Source organism: Marinobacter manganoxydans MnI7-9 (assembly GCF_000235625.1).
In the GTDB taxonomy this organism is placed as follows: Bacteria; Pseudomonadota; Gammaproteobacteria; order Pseudomonadales; family Oleiphilaceae; genus Marinobacter; species Marinobacter manganoxydans.
In genome coordinates this window covers 1-17,146 of sequence record NZ_AGTR01000023.1, presented here as the reverse complement: position 1 = coordinate 17,146, position 17,146 = coordinate 1, and the positions used below count along the sequence as shown (strand labels likewise).

21 protein-coding genes and 1 pseudogene are annotated in these 17,146 nt (G+C 55.6%); 13 read left to right on the top strand and 9 right to left on the bottom strand.

The genetic code is table 11. The features are described from left to right. The first annotated feature begins 25 nt into the window (after nt 1-25). The 5 genes from KYE_RS22135 to KYE_RS05670 all read left to right on the top strand — a co-directional run bounded on the left by KYE_RS22135 (nt 26) and on the right by KYE_RS05670 (nt 5,256). Complete coding sequence (locus KYE_RS22135; protein WP_008171333.1) at nt 26-1,903, top strand: flagellin; 1,878 nt, start codon at nt 26-28, stop codon at nt 1,901-1,903. Between the two features lie 144 nt (nt 1,904-2,047). Continuing rightward, complete coding sequence (locus KYE_RS05685; RefSeq protein WP_008171331.1) at nt 2,048-2,350, top strand: type II toxin-antitoxin system prevent-host-death family antitoxin; 303 nt, start codon at nt 2,048-2,050, stop codon at nt 2,348-2,350. Nucleotides 2,351-2,429: 79 nt separating this feature from the next. Beyond that, nucleotides 2,430-2,711 carry a type II toxin-antitoxin system ParD family antitoxin gene (locus KYE_RS05680; protein WP_008171329.1) on the top strand — a complete coding sequence of 94 codons (282 nt, stop codon included), beginning with the start codon at nt 2,430-2,432 and terminating at the stop codon, nt 2,709-2,711. Between the two features lie 5 nt (nt 2,712-2,716). Further along, nucleotides 2,717-3,043: a type II toxin-antitoxin system RelE/ParE family toxin gene (locus KYE_RS05675; RefSeq protein WP_008171327.1), complete on the top strand. Its 327-nt coding sequence runs from the start codon at nt 2,717-2,719 to the stop codon at nt 3,041-3,043. A gap of 212 nt (nt 3,044-3,255) precedes the next feature. Then, complete coding sequence (locus KYE_RS05670) at nt 3,256-5,256, top strand: hypothetical protein (RefSeq protein ID WP_008171325.1); 2,001 nt, start codon at nt 3,256-3,258, stop codon at nt 5,254-5,256. 152 nt (nt 5,257-5,408) lie between these two features. Here the strand turns inward: KYE_RS05670 and KYE_RS05665 are convergent, their stop codons facing one another. Genes KYE_RS05665 through KYE_RS21875 form a run of 4 tightly spaced genes read right to left on the bottom strand, consistent with a single transcriptional unit; the run spans nt 5,409 to nt 6,664 of the window. Continuing rightward, nucleotides 5,409-5,750 (bottom strand): DUF86 domain-containing protein, encoded by a 342-nt coding sequence (locus KYE_RS05665; protein WP_008171322.1) that lies wholly within the window; start codon nt 5,748-5,750, stop codon nt 5,409-5,411. Further along, nucleotides 5,740-6,063: a nucleotidyltransferase family protein gene (locus KYE_RS05660; protein ID WP_008171320.1), complete on the bottom strand. Its 324-nt coding sequence runs from the start codon at nt 6,061-6,063 to the stop codon at nt 5,740-5,742. Before KYE_RS05660 ends, KYE_RS05665 begins: the two co-directional genes overlap by 11 nt. A gap of 15 nt (nt 6,064-6,078) precedes the next feature. Then, a complete protein-coding gene (locus tag KYE_RS21065; protein WP_050898264.1) occupies nt 6,079-6,489 on the bottom strand; it encodes an IS5/IS1182 family transposase in 411 nt (136 codons plus the stop codon). Then, nucleotides 6,479-6,664: a hypothetical protein gene (locus tag KYE_RS21875; RefSeq protein WP_050898262.1), complete on the bottom strand. Its 186-nt coding sequence runs from the start codon at nt 6,662-6,664 to the stop codon at nt 6,479-6,481. The genes KYE_RS21065 and KYE_RS21875 overlap by 11 nt, the downstream gene beginning before the upstream one ends. Before the next feature lie 567 nt (nt 6,665-7,231). On the opposite strand from KYE_RS21875, the pseudogene KYE_RS22225 reads away from it, so the two are divergent. Continuing rightward, a pseudogene (locus KYE_RS22225) lies at nt 7,232-7,594 on the top strand (hypothetical protein); the annotation flags it as partial. Here KYE_RS22225 and KYE_RS21060 read toward each other — a convergent pair. Then, nucleotides 7,549-7,788, bottom strand: a complete 240-nt coding sequence (locus KYE_RS21060) for a type II toxin-antitoxin system ParD family antitoxin (protein ID WP_264622557.1) — start codon at nt 7,786-7,788, stop codon at nt 7,549-7,551. The pseudogene KYE_RS22225 and the gene KYE_RS21060 sit on opposite strands and share 46 nt — an antisense overlap. 113 nt (nt 7,789-7,901) lie before the next feature. Further along, nucleotides 7,902-9,311 (bottom strand): plasmid pRiA4b ORF-3 family protein, encoded by a 1,410-nt coding sequence (locus KYE_RS05645; RefSeq protein WP_008171316.1) that lies wholly within the window; start codon nt 9,309-9,311, stop codon nt 7,902-7,904. Nucleotides 9,312-9,602: 291 nt separating this feature from the next. On the opposite strand from KYE_RS05645, the gene KYE_RS05640 reads away from it, so the two are divergent. From KYE_RS05640 to KYE_RS21860, 5 genes are all read left to right on the top strand, one after another. Continuing rightward, nucleotides 9,603-9,842 (top strand): type II toxin-antitoxin system Phd/YefM family antitoxin, encoded by a 240-nt coding sequence (locus KYE_RS05640; protein ID WP_008171314.1) that lies wholly within the window; start codon nt 9,603-9,605, stop codon nt 9,840-9,842. 1 nt (nt 9,843) lies between these two features. Further along, the gene (locus KYE_RS05635; protein WP_008171312.1) at nt 9,844-10,230 is read left to right on the top strand and encodes a type II toxin-antitoxin system VapC family toxin; all 387 of its coding nucleotides are present in this window, start codon (nt 9,844-9,846) and stop codon (nt 10,228-10,230) included. Nucleotides 10,231-10,333: 103 nt separating this feature from the next. Further along, nucleotides 10,334-10,516 (top strand): hypothetical protein, encoded by a 183-nt coding sequence (locus KYE_RS21870; protein ID WP_008171310.1) that lies wholly within the window; start codon nt 10,334-10,336, stop codon nt 10,514-10,516. After that, on the top strand, nt 10,474-11,100 hold the full coding sequence (locus tag KYE_RS21865) for a hypothetical protein (RefSeq protein WP_227497762.1): 627 nt from the start codon (nt 10,474-10,476) through the stop codon (nt 11,098-11,100). Before KYE_RS21870 ends, KYE_RS21865 begins: the two co-directional genes overlap by 43 nt. Next, nucleotides 11,058-11,567, top strand: a complete 510-nt coding sequence (locus KYE_RS21860) for a hypothetical protein (protein ID WP_227497761.1) — start codon at nt 11,058-11,060, stop codon at nt 11,565-11,567. Before KYE_RS21865 ends, KYE_RS21860 begins: the two co-directional genes overlap by 43 nt. A 172-nt stretch (nt 11,568-11,739) precedes the next feature. Here the strand turns inward: KYE_RS21860 and KYE_RS05625 are convergent, their stop codons facing one another. From KYE_RS05625 to KYE_RS05615, 3 genes are all read right to left on the bottom strand, one after another. After that, the gene (locus KYE_RS05625) at nt 11,740-12,078 is read right to left on the bottom strand and encodes an endonuclease domain-containing protein (RefSeq protein ID WP_008171308.1); all 339 of its coding nucleotides are present in this window, start codon (nt 12,076-12,078) and stop codon (nt 11,740-11,742) included. 294 nt (nt 12,079-12,372) lie between these two features. Then, nucleotides 12,373-13,818 carry an exodeoxyribonuclease I gene (sbcB, locus tag KYE_RS05620; RefSeq protein ID WP_008171306.1) on the bottom strand — a complete coding sequence of 482 codons (1,446 nt, stop codon included), beginning with the start codon at nt 13,816-13,818 and terminating at the stop codon, nt 12,373-12,375. A gap of 49 nt (nt 13,819-13,867) precedes the next feature. Continuing rightward, on the bottom strand, nt 13,868-14,743 hold the full coding sequence (locus KYE_RS05615) for a hypothetical protein (protein ID WP_008171304.1): 876 nt from the start codon (nt 14,741-14,743) through the stop codon (nt 13,868-13,870). Between the two features lie 267 nt (nt 14,744-15,010). Between KYE_RS05615 and KYE_RS05610 the strand changes: the two genes are divergently transcribed. Together KYE_RS05610 and KYE_RS05605 are read left to right on the top strand one after the other, a co-directional pair. After that, the gene (locus tag KYE_RS05610; protein ID WP_008171302.1) at nt 15,011-16,039 is read left to right on the top strand and encodes a response regulator; all 1,029 of its coding nucleotides are present in this window, start codon (nt 15,011-15,013) and stop codon (nt 16,037-16,039) included. Between the two features lie 3 nt (nt 16,040-16,042). Next, nucleotides 16,043-16,996, top strand: a complete 954-nt coding sequence (locus KYE_RS05605) for a GGDEF domain-containing protein (RefSeq protein WP_008171300.1) — start codon at nt 16,043-16,045, stop codon at nt 16,994-16,996. Nucleotides 16,997-17,146: the final 150 nt, after the last annotated feature.

The window sequence follows — 17,146 nt, the reverse complement described above, 5'->3', positions numbered from 1 at the left end:
GCACCGCTGAGCAGGGAGAATTGATATGCCTCAGGTCATTAATACCAACATTGCTTCGCTGAACGCACAACGTAATCTGAACGCCTCTCAGGGGCAGGCTAACGTAGCTCTCGAACGCTTGTCTTCGGGCTTGCGCATCAACTCTGCCAAAGATGATGCGGCTGGCCTTGCGATCTCTGAGCGCTTTCAGTCGCAAATTGCTGGACTGAACCAAGCTCAGCGAAATGCCAATGATGGCATCTCCCTCGCTCAGACCGCTGAGGGCGCCATGGATGAGATTACCAACAACCTGCAGCGCATTCGTGAGCTGGCTGTTCAGTCCGCCAACGCAACCAACAGCATTTCAGATCGTCAGGCTCTGAACCAAGAAGTTCAGCAGCGGATTGAAGAGATCAACCGGATAGCTTCACAAACTTCGTTTAACGGGTTGAAAGTGCTCGATGGTACTTTTGCGACTCAGACTTTCCAGGTCGGGGCAAATACGGGCGAAACTATCGCTATCAGCGGGCTTGATTCTCGGGGCAGCCAGATTGGTTCTATTCTGAAGGAGACGAGTGGATTAGGTGGCTATGTGCTTGGGCCGGGAGAGCCTGCTACTACACGCTTCGACGTTTCGAGCTTCAGCTTCAATGGCACAGATGATATCAGCGGCGACACCTCAATAAATGGTGTTGCATTGAGCTCGCTTAGCCTGGCCGACGTAAACTCTCCCACAGAACTGGCTACCGCGATTCAGACAGAAATCGATGATGTTTTGCAAAACGGAACTCCGGCCGAGCAAGAAGCTCTGACTGGCATTTCCGTCGATTCAATCGGACAGTCGCTCGTTTTCCAGAACCAAAACAATGAAACAGCCAGTATCGAATTGAATCTAATTGACGATGTAGTCACCGTGGAGACTGCAGGTGACCTGTCCGGCATTTCTGATACGACTACTGGAACACTCCTCGCTGACGCTGACGTTGACTCCGCCGTTGGCGTGACAGAGGGCGGGACATTCAGCTTTAACGTATCCGGCACGGTGGGGGGCGCTGCTCTCTCTGAACCTTATGAAATATCGGTAGATACTACAGGCCTTGACCGGGCAGGATTTTTGGCAGCTATCAATGAAGCTTTAGACAACTTTGATGGTGCCGATTTATCTGCGCTCCAAGTAACAGACAGTACTAACTTTGTTATAGCTGGGGCCAATGGAGACTCGGCGAATATTTCAAATATTCAGTTCACCGGTAATGACGGCGGTTCGTTGGTTCAGACAACAACACTAGCGCCGGCCGAAGATTTGACACTAATAGACAGCTTTACAGATGGCAACTCGTACAATTTCAATGTTGATCTCAATGGAACAGTCTATAACTTCGAGGGCTTGAGTTCCTTGAACGATATTGTAAGCCAGGTAAATGCAAAGTCCAATGAGACCGGTATTCAAGCCAACTTGAACGCTGACAACGATGAAATATTTTTCTCATCGCAGTTTGGTGAACCATTTACCATCGACATTCAAGCTGACTTGAATAACGACGGAACATTCGATGCGTTGAGCGAATCTTTGCAGTCAGTAGTTGCAACTGCCGAAGACGACACGACATCGATGAACGACATCGATATCTCGACCCGTGAAGGCGCGGATCTAGCCATGATCGCGGTAGACTATGCCATAGACACTATCAATGGTTTCAGAGCCGAGCTGGGCGCCGTCCAGAACCGCTTCGAATCCACCATCGCTAACCTGGCCACCACGTCCGAGAACCTCTCGGCCTCTAACAGCCGTATCCGCGATGCCGACTTCGCTGCGGAATCAGCAGAACTCGCTCGTACCCAGGTCCTCCAGCAGGCTGGCCTGTCGGTACTGGCCCAGGCCAACGCAAGGCCGCAGCAGGTGTTGCAGTTGCTGCAAGGCTAACGGCGCTAAACCTGAACTCTGGAATCAAAAGGCCGGGCTAATAGCCCGGCCTTTTGGTTTTAGATTGCTGTTTTTTTCACGGTGGCTCGCACAAAAACTGGACGTTAGACTAAGTCTTATTAGCTAAGCTCAGGGGCGCAATCCATGGAATCCATCAACATGCATGAAGCAAAAACCCGGCTGTCACAACTGGTTGCCCGTGCAGCCAAAGGTGAAGCCTTCATTATTGCAAAAGCCGGCAAACCGGTTGCCCGCGTAACAGCTTACAATTCCCCGGAAGCAGGCCAGCAAAAGAGAATCGGCTTCATGGCTGGTGAGTTCACAATGCCAGACGATTTCGACCGGATTCTGGTTGCCCAGGCAGAGACTGAGGGCTTTTTGCTATTTACCTCTGATGAGCTGGTTGCACGTTATCCGGGGCCAGTGCGGCTGGTCCAGGGTAACTGACGAAGAAAGTTACCCGAGTCTTGGCAGGCAGATCACCCGATGGCATTATATGCCAATGCACATTAGAGGGAGACTTCCTATGGCAACCCGAAATATCGTTTTGACCAACCACCAGGAGCAGTTGGTTGGCGCCCTTGTAAAAACGGGGCGCTACCAGAATGTAAGCGAAATTCTGCGTGAAGGATTGCGTCTGGTAGAAGAGCAAGAACTGCAATACCAGAACAAACTCCTGAAACTGCGCGAGGCATTGGCCGAAGGTCTGGATGACATCGAGAATGGGCGCACTGTAAGCCTTGGAGTCGGCGAAGAAATTACAGACTATTTTAAAAGCCGCGCCGCTGACCTCGCTCGCAAGGATTGAAGCAGATGGCTCAACTATGGACGGTAGAGCTTGCACAAAAGGCAAGTGAGGATCTCGATCAAGTAATCCTCCACACAGAGGAAAACTTCGGGCGTGACCAGGCGGTTCGTTACAGCGCCTTAATAGGTAACGCGCTCCAGGAGCTATCCCGGTCAGGCCCTGCACATCCATTAGCCAAAGAGCGATCGGAAGTGCTTCCCGGTATCCTAAGTATGCAGGTGCAGAGGGCCGGGAAGAAGGCCAGGCACATTCTCTTTTTCAAGGAGCATGAGCAGAAAATCGTTATCGTACGCATCTTGCATGAATCCATGGATTTCAGGGAACACCTCTAATCTGGGAAATTCGCACTTAAGCGGCAGGTCGCCCAGGCAGAGGGTTTCTTGCTACTTACCTCTGATGAGCTGGTTGCACGCTATCCAGGGCCTGTTCGGTTGATTTAGAGAACTGGCACACCTTTCGCAACACCTTCCTCAAAGCACGGCAAACCGTCAAAAACTGCAGACCTTTGCCGCCCCCAATTGCGGCTGTATTCACGAGGTGTCCCATGCAAGCCAAGCATCAAGTCCAGGTATCCCAATCCCAACAGGCCCAGGTTGCCCGCCTGCTTCTGCAGGCCAATCTTGCCTATGGGGAGTCCAACAGCAACGGCCTCAGCCATATCCAGCGGCTGAAAGCGCGGCAGGAATGCCGGGGCTATCTGAACGAGGCGCTGGCTCTGGAGCCGGAGAATGCCGGTGGCCTGGGGCTTCTTGGCCGCGTGGAGATGGACGACGGGCAGCTTGAGAAAGCCCACACCCTATTCAATGCCAGCCTGGACCATCAGCCGGGCCAGGTTCAGCAGTATTGCAACCTGGGTTACTGGGCCCTGAAAACCGAACGGCCGGCGCTTGCAGAGCAGTATTTCCTGCAGGCTCTTGACTGCGAGCGGCAATCTGCCGCCGCTTTCTGCGGTGTTGCTCATTCCAAGCGTTTGCAGGGACAGTTCGATGTGGCCTATCTGCATTACCGCAAGCTGCTGGAAACCGGCGCCGAATGGGATTCCGTCTACAGCGGCATGCTCACCTGCGCCCAGCACCTGCAAGTTAACAAGGCAGATTCCGCCCTGGCCCATGATGCTATCGCTCTGCTTCAGCGGGATGGTCTGCCGCATCAGGAGCTGGGCCGGTTTGTTAGCGCCATTATTCATCACCAATATGGCCTGGATAACCCGGACGCACAGATTTCCCTTGAGGCCGCCAGTGAAGACGATCTGCTGATCCTTGCCCTCCGGAAAACTCTGATGCCCAATCCTGCGGTGGAAGAGCTGGTTACCCTGCTGCGTCGGGCGATCATTGCCGAAGTCGCACAAACCGTTGAACTTCGCGACGAGCTGCAGCGCCTGACACTGGCCATCGCTCAATACGCCGACAGATCCGGCTATGCCCTGGCAGCTGAAGACGATGAAGAGCGACTGGCCTCGGCCATCAACGACAGTATCCAGGCCCAGTTCGCCCTTGGTGAGGAGCAGGACGGACTCATCGGCTCACTGATCATCAGTGCGATGTATGGCGCCCTCTTCCACCAGCCCTTCGCGGTACAACTTGGCCAGTGGAACCTGGTGGACTGGCCTCTGGCATTGCAGCCAGTCTTGGCCGCCAGCTATTACGACCGGGCCGAAGACGAAGCCATCAAGCAGAATTTCGATGAGAAGGCCGAGGAGCTTTGCCTGGAGAAGACCGATGTTCCCCAAGCATGGCCGTCCTGGTCCCGGTTGGCCTATCGTACCGAAAGTAGCCTGAAAACCCTGATGGCCACTGAACTGGGGCTGGACGCCGAAAACCTCCCGGCCACTCTTCGCATCATGGTGTGCGGTGCGCAGTCCGGCCAGCGGGCGATGGAACTGGCCAGCTATCTGGACGATGTGGAAGTGATCGCAGTGGATGAATCCCTGGCCAACATCGCCAAAGCCACGCGCATGGCGAACGAGATGGGCATGGACAACATCGTGTTCTGGCCCTGGTCCATTGCCCAGCGTTTCGTGGCGGATGGCCACCAGGTGCACTGGATCGAAGTCGGTCGCCTGCCCTCACCGGCCATGACCACCCTGTCTCTGGCGGCCCTGGTTAACCAGGCCACCGGCTCCGGCGCTGTAGTGCACATGCACACCGCCATTGCCGAGCAAACGTCCGGCGACAAACAGATTCGCAAACTGGTTGCCGAGCATAAGCTTCAACCCACCCGACAGACGCTGCGCCAGCTCCGCCGGATGGTGCTTGCCAATAGAAGCGATGCCAGCTGGCAGGAGCTGACTGCCGACGCCGATTTCTACAGTCTGGGAGGCTGCCGCGACAGATGGTTCCGGCCGCAGGATACTGCCCAGCTGAAAGAGCTGATGGCTATGGCGAGTAATGAGGTGGAATGGAAACTCGTGAAAGCGCGGGATGTGGATGGCCACAGCCTGGCAACCGGACCGGTGCAGAAGCAAATTCAGGCGGAGGCACTGGGCAGCGAGGTGCAGAGTCTGATGGGGCAGAATTTGAGTGTTTATTTTTTAAAGCGGCGGTGAATTAACTTCGGGCCTGGGGTGTCGGATTAGGCGAAGCCGTAATCCGACAAGAAAGCGCCTTATTCCAAAGCAAAAGGCGTGAACCCGGGGTCAGATGCAATTTTCCTCTACCCTCATTTTCGAGGCATTCGTCCAATATCAACTGTCGATGATTAATCAGCGCTCAGAGCTTCCCGCGCCTGATTCAAAACGTCATTCAGATTGCTTTCCACCACACCCCAAACAATCACCGGATCGATAGTCGCATAGCCGTGAATAAGCACGTTCCGAAATGCGATCATCTTTTTATAATCGACAAACCGCTCAGCCTCGTCCGGAGCAATCTTGTGTAACTTACCCATTGCCTCTCCGATGATTTCGAACTGGCGCTCAACAGCAGACTGCAACAACTCATCACTCAGATAATCGTCTTCACTGCTACCAGCAACAAAACGCTGAACCTTCTCAGCAGCTGCAAGAATATCGTAAAGGTACTTGAGAGCCTCACGCTGCATACAAGGAATGCCGCTCTTCAAGAACCGAGGCTCTGAAATAAGGGTTGGTCAAGGAGGACACAGTGACCAGATCCACGGAGCGAGAAAACATCACTTCAAGATCTTCTTTTAGCCCGAAAAACGCCTCAGCTTTTTGGGTGGCGGGTAAAGCCGGATCAAAATCCACAAGAAAATCCAGATCACTGCTCTCATTGAAATGCCCCGTAGCAGCAGAGCCAAAAACACCAAACGACATTACCCGGTGCTTTTCACAAAGCCGCCGAATCTCGTCCTGTTTTTCTTTCAGCATCTCCAGTGCATTAAATGCGGCCATACTTTACTCAGTCGCTTACGGTATATGTCTGGAGTTTAAACCTTGCCCCCCAAACAATAAAGAAAGCGGCGGCCGGAACGGCCAACAACCAGGGCGTTTGGCAATGAACCAGGATACATTTTGGCGATCTTTATGCTTATCCCGCTTTTGAATGCCAAGATAACCGGCATCACCGAACACGCGCTGCTCGTCACCGTGAAGAAGGTTGCCGGCGGACACGGTGTCGTGGACATTGGCAGCGGTGGTATCGATGCTGTGGATCAAGCCGAGCGTATCGTCCACGCCGATATGCATCTTCATGCCAAAGTACCACTGGTTGCCTTTTCTGGTTTGTCGCATCTCAGGGTCGCGCTGGCCGCTTTCATTCTTCGTGGAGCTTGGTGCAGAAATGATGGAAGCATCCACAATGCTGCCTTCACGCAGCATGGTCGGCAGCGGATACGGTGGCCGGCCAGTCTGGCCCCTTGGGGTAATATCGGGCTACCTTCTTCTCCAACTGCTTCCACGGAATCAGCTTGTCCATCCGTTCCAGAAAAATCTCGCGGCGGGTTTTACGCTTCTTGTTCTGGTACTCGGCTTCGGAGACGGTAATCTGATCCATGGTGGTGATGAATCCTGTGCGGTTGACGATGGCCGTATTATCGCTGATTTTGAGACTTATTCAGAGTCTCCCTAAGTTCTTTTGAACAAGTTTAGATGGCCGGTCAGGTCAATCATGAAATCTGTCAATTTGCAGGAAGCGAAAACCCGCTTGCAGCAACTGGTTGCCCGTGCAGCCAAAGGTGAGCCCTCCAAGTTATCCCCTCGGGCGACAGAGCTGATCGGCAATGAAGATAACCGCCTGTTTTTCAGTGCTGCCAGCCTCTGGAGACTGAGGGCTTCTTGCTACTTACCTCGAATGAGCTGGTGGCGCGCACCCGGGGCCTGTGCGGCTGGTCCAGGTAGACTGAGGACAAAACTTACCGCAGCCTTGGCAGGCCGATCACCCGATGGCTCGACTATGGACGGTGGAGTTTGCAGACCAATCTTGCCTATGGGGAGTCCAACAGCAATGGCCTCAGCCATATCCAGCGGCTGAGGGCCCGGCAGGAATGCCGGGGCTATCTGAGGCCGCCAGTGAAAACGATTTGCTGATCCTTGCCCCCAGAAAACCCTGATGCCCAATCCTGCGATGTTTGCCCTTGGTGAGAAAAAGGACGGGCTCATCGGCTCACTGATGACCAGCGCGATGTATGGCGCCCTTTTCCACCAGCCATTCGCGGTACAACTTGGCCAGTGGAACCTGGTGGACTGGCCTCTGGCATTGCAGCCAGTTCTGGCCGCCAGCTATTACGATCGGGCAGAAGAAGAGGCGATCAAACAGAATTTCGATGAGAAGGCCGCGATGGTCACCGAACTGGGGCTGGGCACCGACAATCTCCCGGCCACTCTGCGCATCATGGTCTGCGGCGCCCAGTCCGGCCAGCGGGCCATGGAACTGGCCAGCTATCTGGACGATGTGGAAGTGATCGCGGTGGATGAATCCCTGGCTGGTTTCTTTGCAGAAACTCTCAGTTCATCCATTGAACAAGTCCCTTTGCCACTGGCAATTCCCGCTGTAACGAGACTTTGTAACTGGTCGATTTTGTGTCGCCGGTCCTGATCTTTACGAATAAGATCACGAACATAATCGCTGGTATTGGAATACCTACCAGATTCGGCCTGTTGCTCTACCCAGGTTTTCATCGCATCGGGCAGGGATATATTCATCGTTGCCATAATTAAGCCCTCTAATGGTCAGATAATGGCAAAAATTGCCAAAGAATGCACCGCCACTACTTTGGAGCCAGCCCCGAAACTTATACTCTGGTAAATAGCCCCTCAAACAACGCCGTCCGCCGCATCATCTGCTCACCCTCACTCCGCAACCGTGCATGCTCAGGATCCAGCTCGATCAGGCCAAGTAGCTGGTACAGCGTCAACATTCTTGAGCGCATCGCAGATCGTGCCTGCTCCTCATCGCTCATGTAGACCACCGGGTAGGCGGCAAGCGGCAGCCGGGGAAAGGCCTTGAGCATGTCCTCCAGGTAGTCGTCCACCGGGCGCCACTGCTCGCCTTTCTCTGACAGCAGCCAGAAGCAGAATGGTGCGGTGTACTGTATTTCATCCAGGCCATCGTAGTGGTCCATGGAAGCCCAGCTGAGCCGCGAGAACGCGGTGGAGAGCAGATCCCTGTAAACCATTAACCAGCCTTTTTTCTCAAGCCTGGTTTCGGCGGTTTTTTTGAGTGAAAGTACACCTTTCTGCTTTTTGGTATAGCCGGCAATTTCCAGCAACACGCGGGTGAGAATCACGGCCAGAATGTGCTCCTCGGAGCGAATCGGAGAATATCTCGCCATCGGTGCCACAATCTCTTCTCCACCGGCTTCAATCATGGCCTTGACCTGTTTGAGAGGCAGGTTGCCCTTGCCGGTGAGGCGGATGCCCTTGCCTTTCATGGCCTCAACCAGAACTTTCGCCATCCGGATGACCGGCGCGGTGTCGAGTTCGCGGTTTACGGCTTCGGCATCGATCAGCGGCTTGAACACAGAGGGGCAATTCAGTGGGTTCTGCAGCAGCTCATAAACCTGGCTGGGGCTAAGGCCGAAGAAGTCTCTGGCCGGCGGGATATCGGGTTCGGATTCGGTTTCGGAAAACAGGGCATCCCGCTCGGCGAGCGCCTGGTTGATGTCATCAAGATCCACAAACTCCGGCTCGAACCATTCGCCACCCATCCACTCGCGCACTGCCACATGCTCCGGATGAGCGGCATCTTCCATGGCTTCCAGAAAATCGTAGAATCCGGGCAAGCCACCGACATCCTCTGGCGGGCACTGGCGCACGGCTTTTATGCAGCGGGGCAACGGCTCGCCCTGATCGCCCGGCAGGACCTTTTCAAGCCGTACCTCGTGCTCCCAGCTGTCGCCGAAATCATAGTCATACGTCAGAGCCTGCCCTTCCTTGTTGAGCACAGCAGACACCGCCACCATGGTTTCATCCTGAAAATTCTGCATGCCATCGAAATCCTCCGCCGGATCACCAATCAACCGGTCATCACCCGCCTGAAACATATGCAGATGACAGGCCTGCCAGCCCATCGCCAACTGGATAATCCGGTGAAGATCCTGAAACGTGGTATCCGGCGCAACCAGCAACCGGCGCCAGATCGGCGGCCGGGCGCCGAGAAGTGATACTTTGAGTTGGTAGGCTTTGTTGGCTGGCGGGGGCATAAGGGCTCCGGTAGTTTGGGGTCCACTTCATGAGCACATTTCTAAACGCAATCATTGTACTTACGGCAAAGCTGGTTCAGTTCTCCGTGTCGATCCCTCAGGACACCTGGCAATCCGGATTTAGCCATTCCCGCTCCCTTATGAATAAGTCGCTTTCCCAAAAGTCTAACCCACACCTTCCCGGCACTCTACCTTGTTGCGGCATTGCCTAATCAGAAATGCGCCGGAAGGTAGCCCAACTACCTCGCCAGTGATAGACTAAGTTCAAAGAACTAAGTCTATGGAGGATAAATGGAATCCGTCAACATGCACGAAGCAAAAACCCGCCTGTCACAACTGGTGGCCCGTGCCGCCAAGGGCGAGGCATTCATCATCGCCAAAGCGGGAAAGCCGGTTGCCCGGGTAATGGCTTACGATTCCCCCGAACAAAGCCAGCAAAAACGGATTGGCTTCATGGCAGGTGAATTCACGGTGCCGGAAGATTTTGACCGGATGGGCCAGGACGAAATAGTTGAAATGTTCGGAGGCTGAGGTGAACCTGCTTCTGGATACCCACATTCTGCTATGGGCAGCGGCCGAGCCGGATAAGCTGTCACCCGAGGCGGCAACCCTGATCAGCAACGAAAGTAACCGCCTGTATTTCAGCGCCGCAAGTCTTTGGGAAGTGGTTATCAAGAATGGGCTGGGCCGACCGGATTTTCACGTTGATCCGCATCTACTGAGGCGTGGCCTCGTCGATAACGGCTATTCGGAATTACCGATCACCTCGCAACACGCACTTGCCGTAAGCCACCTTCCGGACATACACAAGGATCCTTTCGACCGGATTCTGGTCGCCCAGGCAGAGACAGAGGGTTTCTTGCTACTTACCTCCGATGAGCTGGTTGCACGCTATCCGGGGCCTGTTCGGTTGATTTAGAGAACTGGCACACCTTTCGCAACACCTCCCTCAAAGCACGGCAAACCGTCAAAACTGCAGACCTTTGCCGCTCCCAACTGCGGCTGTATTCACGAGGTGTACCATGCAAGCCAAGCATCAAGTCCAGGTATCCCAATCCCAACAGGCCCAGGTTGCCCGCCTGCTTCTGCAGGCCAACCTTGCCTACGGGGAGTCCAACAGCAACGGGCTCAGCCATATCCAGCGGCTGAGGGCCCGGCAGGAATGCCGGGGCTATCTGAAGCCGCCAGCGAAGACGAACTGCTGATCCTTGCCCCCCAGAAAACCCTGATGCCCAATCCTGCGATGGAAGAGCTGGTTACCCTGCTGCGTCGGGCGATCATTGCCGAAGTGGCGCAAACCGTTGAACTTCGGGACGAACTCCAGCGCCTGACGCTGGCCATTGCCCAGTATGCGGACAGAACCGGCTATGCCCTGGCAGTTGAAGACGATGAAGAACGGCTGGTCTCTGCCATCAACGACAGCATCCAGGCCCAGTTTGTCCTTGGCGAGGAACAGGACGGACTCATCGGCTCACTGATGACCAGCGCCATGTACGGCGCTCTCTTCCACCAGCCCTTCGCAGTGCAACTTGGCCAATGGAACCTCGTGGACTGGCCCCTGGCATTGCAGCCCGTTCTGGCCGCCAGCTATTACGATCGGGCCGAAGAAGAGGCCATCAAACAGAATTTCGATGAGAAGGCCGAGGAACTCTGTCTGGATAAGACCGATGCTCCCCAGGCATGGCCGTCCTGGTCTCGGTTGGCCTACCGCACCGAAAGCAGCCTTAAAACATTGATGGCCAACAGGTGCACTGGATCGAAGTCGGTCGACTGCCCTCCCCGGCCATGACCACCCTGTCTCTGGCGGCCCTGGTTAATCAAGCCACCGGCTCCGGCGCTGTAGTGCACATGCACACCGCCATTGCCGAGCAAACGTCCGGCGACAGACAGATTCGCAAACTGGTCAGCGAGCATAAGCTCCAACCCACCCGCCAGACGCTGCGCCAGCTCCGCCGGATGGTTCTCGCCAACCGAAACGATACTGCCTGGCAGGACCTGACCGCCGACGCCGATTTCTACAGCCTCGGCGGCTGCCGCGACAGATGGTTCCGGCCGCAGGATACCGCCCAGCTGAAAGAGTTGATGGCTATGGCGAGTAATGAGGTGGAATGGAAGCTCGTGAAAGCACGGGATGTGGATGGCCATAGCCTGGCAACCGGACCGGTGCAGAAGCAAATTCAGGCGGAGGCACTGGGCAGTGAGGTGCAGAGTTTGATGGGGCAGAATTTGAGTGTTTATTTTTTGAAGCGGCGGTGATTTGGATTGTGGAGGCCAGGACGCTTCCGCCTCTCCGCCTCTCCGCCTCTCCCCCTCTCCCCCGACCCCTCTCCCGCCAGGGGAGAGGGGAGATTAGGGGTACAGAAATGAGGACAACACCATCAAAGCCCCCTCCCCTGGCGGGAGAGGGGGTGGTTAAATTGTTACTCCTTCATTCCCCTCGGCCTTCAACTGCTTTGTAAATAACCGAGAGCACCACATCGGTCTGTCGTAGAATCTCGTGGTTCCAGAACCGAAGCACCCTATAACCCTGCGCTTTCAACCAAGCGTCTCTTCGTTCGTCAGTTGCTGACTCACTGTGCTGCCCACCATCAGCCTCAACGATGACTTTTGAACCGAAATGCACGAAATCCACAATAAAGGGTCCCAACGGTTGCTGTCGGCGGAAGCGTTTTCCATTGAGTCGGTAGGCACGGAGGTGGAACCAGAGGCGCCTTTCGGCGTCGGTCATATTTTTGCGGAGGTGTTTGGCGAAGGTTGTTTGGTTCATGGTTCGTCCCTGGGTTTGTGGTGGGCTTCCTGCCCGTTTTGCGGGGGATGCAAAGGTCTCGCGCTCGATACCCCCTCTCCCCCGGCCCCTCTCCCACAAAGGGGAGAGGGGAGTCTTCGGATCAAATTCCCAAGATAACTCTGCCTGACTCCTCTTTCCGGCTAACGCAGAGCCGGGCTTCTCGATCACATGTCCGGATAACTCTATTTAGCCCCTCTCCCCTCGCGGGAGAGGGGTTGGGGAGAGGGGGGGCAAGCCCTTACGGCGGCTCCAACGGAGCCAACATCTTTATCCTCAGATATAAGGAATCAAAGATTCCCCATACAAATGCAAATCCTCCAGGATATGCCGCCGCTCCGGCGTCAGTTCCGGGTCTGCCGCCAGTCGCTGTAGTTCCTGAGCAAAAGCCTCCAGAGACCGCCAACCCTTCTTCGGGTGCATTAATCTCTGGCTGCGAAACTCCTCCCACCTTTCCATCTCTTCGCCCATCAGGCTACCCGGGTAATTCCGCGCCCGATAACGAAAGAGCAGCTCCTGCAAGCGATCGTCTTCGAAGGTCACCTCCAGCTCGCCAAGCGTCTCAACCGGCTGTTCCAGCACCCAGTTCAGCTTCTCGCGGTCAGTTTTGCTGATAAAGCCACCTGCATAGAGCTGTTCATCCGGGTCTGTCAGCTCGCTTTCGTGGGGCTGGTCGAAGGCCTCGGCAATTCTGGCGGGCAAATCCGGCGCCTTGCGCAGCATGGCCAGGTTGGCTCGCAGCGTGTCCCCGTCCAGGGCCAATTCTTCGAGGCGCTCCGGAGAAAGGGTGGATAGCATATTCGCCGGCGCCAGCACCGGGCACTTGTTCAATTGCACGCCTTTCAGAGGAAAGCGACTGACGCCCTCCCCCAATTCCGCCTGGGAAGTAAACACACGCTCACGAATCTGCTCAGCGCTAGCGGCGATCAGCTCGCTGGGGTCCTCGCGCAGGTCGTAAACAATCACCAGGTTCTTGTTAGTTGGATGCTCGGCCACCGGAGCAACCAGTGCACAGCATCCACGGGTCGCCGGGTACTTGGCGGATATGTGGAACACCGGCTTCATGGTGGCGGTGTCGAGCATGGCCCGGGCGGAGTGCTTGTCCTTGTTCTGCAGCACGAAATCAAACAGCCTGGGTTGCTTTTCCTTGATTAGCTTTGCAACGGCAATGGTCGCCTCCACATCCGACATGGCATCGTGGGCGGCTTCATGGGTGATCCCGTTGGCGACTGTCAGCGCCTCGAGTTTGAAACTGGGGCTGCCGTCTTCCTTGCGGGGCCAGTTGATGCCATCCGGGCGCAGGGCGTAGGTCAGCCGCACCATATCGATGATGTCCCAGCGGGAATTGCCATTCTGCCATTCACGGGCGTAGGGATCGCGCAGGTTCCGGTACAGGGTGTGGCGGGTGACTTCATCGTCGAAGCGCAGGCTGTTGTAGCCCACCACGCAGGTGCCGGGCTGGCTGAAGGCTTCGTTGATCCGGGCGATGAACTGGGCCTCGGGGAGCCCGTCTTCCAGCGCTTTTTGCGGGGTAATACCGGTAATCAGGCAGGCTTCCGGTGATGGCAGGTAATCGTCCGCCGGCTTGCAGTAAAGCACCAGCGGATCCTCGATGATGTTCAGATCCGCGTCCGTCCGCACACCGGCAAACTGGGAAGGCCTGTCATGAACCGGATCTACACCGAAGGTTTCGTAATCGTGCCAGTAAAAAGAGCGGATCAAGGGACTAAACTCCTGCCAAATAAATTTCGGACTGGCGGGAGTTTAGCATCTAGAACAGCCGGGTACCCATATCCTCCCGGTGGGTCTGCAGTCGCGGCAAGCCCTGGTTGATCAGCTGGCTCATATCCACCTTCATGCTCGTGGGCAGATTGATAAACACGCCCTTGCCGGCATTGATTACGTTCGTGCCATCCGGGCTTTGCCACTCAACACCTTCTCGCTGGAAGCCGATAAAGAAGTCGCTGGTGAAGCCGGTCGTGCCATCCGTGCTTTCCTGGCCCACAAACAGCGACTGCAATTGGGTCAGCGGCGCACAGTTGATGCCCTGAGCGCAATCGGCCGAACCATCGTTTATACCAATGTAACTGGCCCGATAGTTGGTGGCCTGGGAATTCTGGTCGAATAAGGTGGCGTCAAATTCGGTACCGCTATCATCAACAAGCTTAAGCCCGATATCGCCACTGAAACTGCTGGTCAGTGAAGAGACAGATCCCCTCGCCTGCCCGAACCCCATGCGGAATCCGGAGAGCCTGCCCTCGGAGGGATCTTCCGCCAGCTCGATATAGGGCTGGAACGCTTCAAAAGGCACCGTGTCACCGGCATTGTAGGCGCGACCGTTATACTGAACGCCGTCATTACGGGCAATGTGCCCCAGGGCCACGTGCTGCGCCGCGAAGTCCACTCCGCCGTCGATCTCACCCGCTTTCACATCGTCCACATTCATCCGGGTTTCCACGTCCATGCTCAGCGTCATCCGCGTGAACTGGTGGGGATCTCCCGGTATGTTTTCAATCTGAATAAACCCCTGCCCGGTCACCTCACCCATTGTTTCGTCTGAAATGGGCTTCAGCTCGGCCTGGGCAACGGGCGCAATACCCAGGCAGAACAGGGTGACGGCAGCGTATCCATACGCCTGCTGTCTCATATAATTGCGTCTCTGAAAAACCATTATTATTTTATGTGCCGACGACACACTATAAACAAGGCAGACCGGCCAATAGAGTGAGCAGAGTCACAATCACCATTTACAATTCAGTAATACTCAACCAATTTTGAATACAGTCACAAAACCTTTGGCTTAATATACTTACAGCACCTTACCGGTTGTTACGAATGATGTAGCAAACGTGTACACAACAAACACTACTGGTATACTTTCGCATCTTATGACCAACCCTCTACGGCCCTATCAATGACCACCCGGATACTGATCTGCGATGACTCTGCCCTTGCCAGAAAGCAAATGGCCCGGGCCCTGCCGGAGGGGCTGCGGGGGGATATCAGTTTCGCAAAGGACGGTGTGGAAGCGCTGGAGAAATTGCGCGGGGGAGAGGCAGAGCTGCTGTTCCTGGATCTGAACATGCCAGAGATGGATGGCTATCAGGTGCTGGAACAGGTTCGCAAGGAAGACCTGCCAGTGATGACGATCGTGGTTTCCGGCGATATCCAGCCCGAAGCCCGGGACCGGGTCAAAAAGCTCGGCGCCCTCGACTTCATCAAAAAGCCGACAGAAACCTGCACCGTACTTGACCTGCTGGTGGAATACGGAGTGTACCGCCCCGGAGAACTCGAAGACTCGGCGCTGCAGGACAGCAGCCTGAAGAGCATAGGCAGCGCCGCTCCGGAAATCTCCGTTTCCCTGAACGACTACCTGCAGGAGATCTCCAACGTCGCCATGGGCCGGTCCTCCGACCTTCTGGCTCGCCTTCTGCGCGTCTTCGTCAAACAGCCGATTCCCAAGGTAGCCTTCCTGGCCAACTCCGAACTGCACATGGCCATTTCCTCGGTCAGCGACAGCGACACCTATTCTGCCGTGTGCCAGGGCTTCACCGGGGCCGGCATCGCCGGAGAAGCTCTTCTGCTGTTCGCAGACGCCAGCTTCCGGGAAATGGCGGAAATGCTTCACTACGACACCCTTGAAGGTGAAACGGTGAACGTAGAAGTGCTGATGGATATGTCCAGCATACTCTTCGGCGCCTTCCTCAAAGGCATTGGCGACCAGCTCGACCTGAAACTCGGCCTTGGCCACCCCACGGTGCTGGGGCAACATCGCCAAATTACCGAATTGCTCGAACACCACAGCGCCCGTGAAGAACAGCTGTTGTGCATCGAAATCTGCTACACCCTTGAAGACCGGGACATCGAATGCGACATGCTGATCCTCCTAACCGAGGATTCAGTGCCTTTTCTCGAAGATCGCCTGCAATATCTGGTGGACTGACTCATGGCCATAGAAGAATCTGAAGCCAACTCCTTTCACTGGCTGATGGACATGCTGGAATCCGTGGAAGTGGGCCTGGTGGTGCTCGACCTGGATTTCAGAGTCGAGGTCTGGAACGGCTTTATGGAGAACCATAGCGGCATCACTGCCAGCAGAATCCAGGGCCAGGTATTGTTCGATGTATTCCCGGATATTCCCAAAGGCTGGTTGACCCGAAAAGTCGACGCCGTCGCCTTGCTCAATACCAAGGCGTTTACGTCCTGGGAGCAACGTCCTTACCTTTTCCGGTTCCGTAACACCCGGCCAATCACGGGCACCGAAGAGTTCATGTTCCAGAACCTCACTATCAGCCCACTTTCCGGCACAACCGGCGAAGTCAATAAAGTGTGCCTGATGGTGTACGACGTTACCGACATCGCGAGCAGCAAGATGGCCCTGGAACGGGCCAATGAACAGCTGGCCAAACTGAGCATGACAGACCGCCTGACCGGCTTGCTCAACCGGGGCACCTGGGAAAACCTGGTGGACGCCGAATTCGAACGCTTCCGCCGCTACGGCCACACCACCAGCCTGGTGATGTTTGATATTGACCACTTCAAGCCGGTTAATGACACCCATGGCCATCTGGCAGGGGACGAAGTGATCAAACACACCGCTAGTCTCACCCGCAATGCCATCCGCCAATCCGACAGCGCTGGGCGCTACGGCGGTGAGGAATTCGGCATCATACTGCCGGAAACGGACGCAGAGGGCGCACGCATCATCTGCGAACGGATACGAGAAAGCATTGAGCAGAGCGTGGTGGAAACCAGCGTGGCGCCGATCCGCTATACCATCAGCATTGGCATAGCCCAGTTAACAGAAGAGCCTGAGAACTATATGCAGTGGATGCAGAAGGCGGATGAGGCGCTGTATGCCGCCAAGGAAGGGGGAAGAAACAGAGTGGTGGTTGGTTAATTTCCCCCCTCTCCCCAACCCCTCTCCCGCCAGGGGAGAGGGGCTAAAGAAGAACTTTGATTTTGAGCTCCCCTCTCCCCCTGCGGGAGAGGGGCTAAAGAAGAACTTTGATTTTGAGCTCCCCTCTCCCCCTGCGGGAGAGGGGCCGGG